Source organism: Citrobacter sp. NCU1 (genome assembly GCF_010231475.1).
Taxonomy (GTDB): Bacteria; Pseudomonadota; Gammaproteobacteria; order Enterobacterales; family Enterobacteriaceae; genus Citrobacter_D.
This window is the reverse complement of sequence record NZ_NRDO01000121.1, coordinates 1-5,750: the sequence shown is the minus strand read 5'-3', so window position 1 is coordinate 5,750 and position 5,750 is coordinate 1. Positions and strand designations below refer to the sequence as shown.

Sequence of the window (5,750 nt, the reverse complement as noted above, 5' to 3'; positions counted from 1 at the left end):
CATGACAAAGTCATCGGGCATTATCTGAACATAAAACACTATCAATAAGTTGGAGTCATTACCTATCTGAGAATGAATTGTACACAGATGCAATAATGGTGAAGCCGTTTTCACCTTTGGTACGGGTAGCACTGCTGTTATTACTGTTTGAGGTGGAATTGATTCGGGAATCGCCCCCGATTGTTAAACTTCCTGGTGTTGCCAATTAATTATATTCCTTACAAAAAGGGGGCAATTAGCCCCCTGTCCCTTGTCCAGATGAAACAGCCAGCACCATACGTTGATTGTTGTCATTGATGCGCTGATCGACGGTTGCATTAAGCATGTTTCCAAAGGTTGGATCAGGGGAAATAGTTAGACGGATAAGCCCTTCCGGTAGCTGATTCTGCAACACTACAGGCTGCATGATCGGTGCATTGGCTGGCTTAGCCGGAGCCGCTGCGGATTGTTTCAGCATAGAGACAGGAGAATAATCACCGTTGGTGCTCTGTGCGTAGCTGCTAACATCCTGCGCCCCGCTCGTACCGTTCCACCACTCGCGGAAGGTATCAAAGGCGTTATGCGGGTGTGTGCCGTCCTGGTTGGGCTGGCTGGCTCCGTAAGCGTTAGCTACAGCATTATCACCAGGCTGTGCAGGTGCAGAGGTAGTGCCGTAATGCTGGCTAACTGCCTCTTTAGTGGTGTTGTCACCGTTCAGGAGATTTAGCTTTCCAGTGATCCAGTTGGAGAGTTTAAGCAATCCTACGGCAGCATCCCCCGCCGCTCGTCCGACACCCTCAAAGAATGGCAAGGCGTCCTGCATGGCTTGTTTCCACTCTTTAACAGTTTCAGGGTCGAGGGATTCCATGAACCCTTCAAAGAATGCCAACTTCTGGCTATCGGTGAGAATGTCCAGCTCCTGGTTAAACTTGCGGTACGCCACTAATTGATCTTGCTGTTCCTGGGTCAACCACTGACCGTTACGCTTGAGCACGTCCACCTGATCAGTAAGAGCCTTACCGCCATTCATAAAGGCTTTGGCATAAAGTCCGAGATCGTCCCCGAGGTCTTCAAGATTGTGTAAAATCTCTTGTTCACTCAATCCTTTAGATTGCATTGTATTGGTGTATGAAGAGACAAAACCAAACGGATTTTTTGCCCATTCTTTAAGCTGTTCTGGCGTATAGCCCATGTTCAAAGCGGTGTTAATACCTGTTGGCGCTCCTGTCCATTGGCCCTGCTTGTTACGTTTAGCATTCAGCGCACCATCTGCCAGCTTTTCAGAAACATCCTTTCCAACATCAAGGTTTTTTCTGGCTCCCTGCGTACCAATACCGGAATCAATCCCGTTAGCCTGTGCAAACTGACCTAACGATTGCAAAAAGTTGTAGTCCACCCCGCCCAGTTTCGCCCTTGCGACGATTTCGCTACGCTCTTCCTGTGCCGTTACAGCATCTTTGCCCCATGAATAAGCACCATAAGCCGCCGCACCGATACCAGCGCCAGCAAGCGCACCACCACCTAACCCCATCAGAGAGCCAGAGATCGCCCCTGTAGCTTTACCACCGCCAGCCAGGACATTAGCCCCTCCTGCTTTTGCCACTGCCCTACGTTCTGCGTTAATGCGTCTGTAGCTCTGCTGGAGGCGTTTAATCTCGCTGTTTTGCCTGGCGAGGCTGATTGTACCCTGGGAGTACGCTTTAGTTATCCGTGACGCTGCAAGCGCTGCCTGGGTTAGTTCGACGTTGGTTAAGTGCTGCATACTCTTAAAGCTGCTGGCAGTGTCGAGGAGCTTCAATTCGGCTTTCTCTCTTCTGGCTGCACTCCTTGCTGCCTCTTTCGCTGCCTGAGCCTCTACACGGGTTTGCGCCTTAGCTGCCCTTACCTTTTCTCGTTCATCGCTATTACGAGGCTTAGAGGCTTTCTTATTCAGTTTATCTAATTCTCTTTCAGCAGACTTTAGCCCTTGACTGAATTTTTTCATGTTCAAAGTAGGGTCTTTAATGCCTTTGGCTTTCTTCTGAATTTGGTCGAAAGCGTCCATAGCTTCCTTCATTGAATTACGATCAACGGCGAATGTCACCGTGTTACGGATGGTACTGGTATTAACAATTAGTCCACCTGACATTATTCACCGCCTTTCTTACTTACCAGATAGGCCAAAGCATCTGATACACTGCGCCCACGGTGTAATAACTGGCGAAGATGACCGTGATCGATATCAAGCACACGACAAACCCCCGCCAAATTTAATAACTCTTCTGCTGTTTCAGCATTTACAGCGAGGTGAAGCCCCGCGCTTTTTACAATCACTTGCACAATCTTTCCTCATTCTGGAAACAAAAAAGGGATGCCACCAGAGCCACAATTGCGCTGTGGGTTAGTAAGCATCCCTCATTAAAAGCTCTTCTGTTATTTCCAGACGGGAAGAGATACCGTCTATTGCTCATTAAGCGCCCAGGCTACCAAATACAATCGACTGCGCCACCACTTGCGGGATGAACGGCAGGAATGAAGACTCGGAACAGATAGAAGGGAAACCAAACTGTTGATCAACCACAACGTATTGATGAACCAGATCAGCGCCCTTGCCTTGTGTAGCGTGGCGAGTACCCACACCGCTATGCAGAGTGAAAGCGTTGTTATCAAGCAGTGGGATCGCCACGAAACCATCAGCGCCAATGCGGGAGGCAATAGAAGGGATTCCGGTAACATCGATCACGGTAACACCGTTTAACTGCCAGGACTCAAGCCCAGGGTTATCGGTCTGCACTTTGGTAAAGAAGTTATCAGGATTGTTAACGCTCAGGGTGTAGGTCATAAACTGCGAAATGCTTGAATGGTAACGGAGGGCACTTGCTGCCTTTCCTGCTGCCAGAATCACCATACCACGGCGTTGTTTTGCCAGCCCTTCACCCAGAGTTACCGACTGAATACGGTTAATCTGCGTTAGCTGTTCGAAGATGTTCGCTGTGTCGCTTGCATCAAGCGTGAACTGAGTTTTAGCACCACCTGCAAGGAAGTCTAAGTTTCCTTGATCGGCGTAGTCGCTATCCTGTTTCAGATCCAACAGTGCTTCACATAGTGCAAGCTCGATACTGTTTTGAATCTGGCTGTATTGGGCGGCTGAGAAATCAGCGAGCGCCAGAGTAATCTGATCACCAACGTCAGGAATTGAGCGACTGCGGTACTGTTCCAGATCACGCGAGGTTACGGAGTTTAAAGAGTTCACATAGCGAAGCCCATAAAGCTGAGTGCTGAACTCTGGACGGCGTGCCGTACCCCAGGCGCTTTGTGCGTAGGCTGGCTGTTCCGGTGCGGTCAGATTATCAGAGATAATACTGGTATCAATCGCAATGCGGTTTAGCTGGTGATGTTCAATCGAGAAAATCCCAAGATTCGAGATGACATTATTAGGAGCCACGCTGATATCGAACGGAGAGGCGAAATCATACATTTTCCCAGAAAATAGATCGGTGTAAGACATTGTGTTGTTATTCCTTATTAATCTTATGTGGTACGCAGTGCAACAGTGCCATAATCGGCAAAGACATAGCCTTTAGCTGAAAGGGTTGCCACGACAGAAGCGTGATCGAGAGATGTTTCCAGTGCTTCCGCATTCAGAACCACCATTACCGGATTGGCAACAATCAGGTATTTATCCCCGGCTTTCGCTGGTTCTACGAGTACATAGGCAATAGCGCCAGTGCTTGCGGCTGATTCACCGCCTTCGTCCACCACTGCGCCGACAGGGAGATCGGTAGAAATACCAGCATCCAGCTTGATTAAAGAATCCTGCAAAATACCGTCTGCGGCATAGCAAACCACTTTTGCGCGGATTAGGTCGTTAAATGACATTGTGTTATCAGTCCTTATTTTTCGCCGCTAATGCTGATAACTTATCTTTCAATCCGTAGGATGTATCTTTATTAGCTGCTTTGGTTGTGAATAGGCGTTCAGTTTCTTTGAGAAGCTCTTTCTTTGATATTTTAAGAAAGTGAGCTACCGCCGTAATAGTTTCATCGGAAAGCGTCATACTTTCCCCTTTGTTCATAAGAAGCATTTGCTTCGTTCCTATTGTTGTAACATTTTCGTTTTTCATCATTCGAAAAATGGCGACCGAAGTCGCCAGGAGAGAATGCCCTTGTTAGAAAGCATTGTTAACGTCATTTTAAGGAGGAATGAAGTTAAGAATACAATCTAAAAAAAGAACCCCCGTTTTATTATCTAAGGAGATTAAAAAAGATCGGGGGTGCTTTGCGGCCTATTAAACGTGAAGCCCTTCACGCTGGCAATAATAGGCTATGGAATCTCGTTATCATCGCTGGGAACAATAATAAGAGAATGCCAGACGTAACAAAGAAACATCTTCGGGATTGTCTGACTGCTTATAATCCTAACGGGGTTATAAGGTGTAAAAAGCACAATGCTTTTCCGTAAAGAAAGGTAATGCACGGTGATTGTTCACACTACTACCACAACATAATAATGTGACCGTGCATTACCTTCGGAACGACAAAGAAGAAAACAACCGTCTAAAGAACATCACCCATTCTTTACGGAAATACATTGAGGAGAGAGCGCCGCCTATGGGAAACGGCATTCTCTGGAGTGCTCACACTATGGGATAGTGTTTGCAAGTCGTATTGACATACAAGGGAGAGAAACGTGATTCGATACGTTTATAGATACCCTAATACTACTTTAACATAAAAGTGACATAAATGCAAGTGCAAATGATAACTTTTATCATTTTTATTTCATCAATCGCATAAAGCGCATTCCTCGGCAATGTCGATTGCCAGATCCGCAAGTTCAGCGGTGATGTATTGTAAAGAACAGGCCAACTCTTCGAGATCGTTAGCTACGCGCCAAGCCTCTTCCGGGGTGATGGTGCTCCTTTCGCGCTTCACCAAACGCTCTACAGAAGCGTTCAAATGCTCCAGTGCATCTATCCCCTGCTCTGTCTGTTTAACGGCGCATAACAGCGCCTCTGGCGTTCTGCCACACCATGCATGATTAACCAGCTCAAGTATAGGTAGGTGCCAATTCTCGTGGAAAGAATTAAGTAGAGTGTTCACGGTATTCATAGTGTTAAGAGTCATAATGTTCCTTGATATCAAATAGGGCGTCAAAGTCGCGGGTTAAATTGTTAAGGTGATTTACCGAAAGCCAGCCGCAATAATGTTCATATGAGGAGAAGTTAAGAATTTGCCATTTGTGGAGATTCGAAGAATTCACGTTGAAGACTTTTATCTTCCTGGGTTTCCAGAATGCACCAGGGCAGCTATTGAGAATATCCTGTAATGCGCCCATCTCTTCAGGAGACATTGCAGGGCTATTCTCTTCAATTATTGCAGTTTGCCATTCACCAGGGACAGAATTGTATTCCTTCGAAAGGCGAGATAGTTTTTGAAAATCAGATATTTGTAATAATGATTGTGCGTTTCGTTCAAGTGTTGTAACTACGTTACGTTTTCGTTTTCCCATTGCGTTCCTTATCTGGGAAACGTCCGTACCTTGTCATAACGTAAACGCCATAGAATATGGTGAACCACCATAATGCAGTTATCATAAAGTTTCCCGTAGATTGTTATTTAGTCGTTTGAATAAATGATCTCATAATCCGAGATCATAGATTTTATTGTTACATCGAAATAGCCAGCTTCTTTAAAATCGATCACCCCGAAAGATTTAAGAGAATGTAGCCAGAACATTACGCCGCCTTGCGAACATCCAGAACGTTCGATAATGTCACCATATCGGATCTT

At 46.2% G+C, this 5,750-nt stretch carries 7 protein-coding genes; all 7 read right to left on the bottom strand.

The features are described 5' to 3' along the window. Positions 1–235: 235 nt before the first annotated feature. A complete protein-coding gene (locus CJP72_RS24775; protein WP_238340174.1) occupies positions 236–2,107 on the bottom strand; it encodes a hypothetical protein in 1,872 nt (623 codons plus the stop codon). Further along, complete coding sequence (locus CJP72_RS24770) at positions 2,107–2,298, bottom strand: hypothetical protein (protein WP_162383879.1); 192 nt, start codon at positions 2,296–2,298, stop codon at positions 2,107–2,109. The genes CJP72_RS24775 and CJP72_RS24770 overlap by 1 nt, the downstream gene beginning before the upstream one ends. A 130-nt stretch (positions 2,299–2,428) precedes the next feature. Then, on the bottom strand, positions 2,429–3,466 hold the full coding sequence (locus CJP72_RS24765; RefSeq protein WP_162383878.1) for a major capsid protein E: 1,038 nt from the start codon (positions 3,464–3,466) through the stop codon (positions 2,429–2,431). 23 nt (positions 3,467–3,489) lie between these two features. Continuing rightward, positions 3,490–3,837, bottom strand: a complete 348-nt coding sequence (locus CJP72_RS24760) for a hypothetical protein (RefSeq protein WP_162383877.1) — start codon at positions 3,835–3,837, stop codon at positions 3,490–3,492. Positions 3,838–3,844: 7 nt separating this feature from the next. Next, complete coding sequence (locus tag CJP72_RS24755; RefSeq protein WP_162383876.1) at positions 3,845–4,015, bottom strand: hypothetical protein; 171 nt, start codon at positions 4,013–4,015, stop codon at positions 3,845–3,847. 727 nt (positions 4,016–4,742) lie between these two features. Beyond that, on the bottom strand, positions 4,743–5,084 hold the full coding sequence (locus CJP72_RS24750; protein ID WP_162383875.1) for a hypothetical protein: 342 nt from the start codon (positions 5,082–5,084) through the stop codon (positions 4,743–4,745). Continuing rightward, positions 5,074–5,469: a hypothetical protein gene (locus tag CJP72_RS25295; protein WP_193568884.1), complete on the bottom strand. Its 396-nt coding sequence runs from the start codon at positions 5,467–5,469 to the stop codon at positions 5,074–5,076. Before CJP72_RS25295 ends, CJP72_RS24750 begins: the two co-directional genes overlap by 11 nt. Positions 5,470–5,750 lie beyond the last annotated feature (281 nt).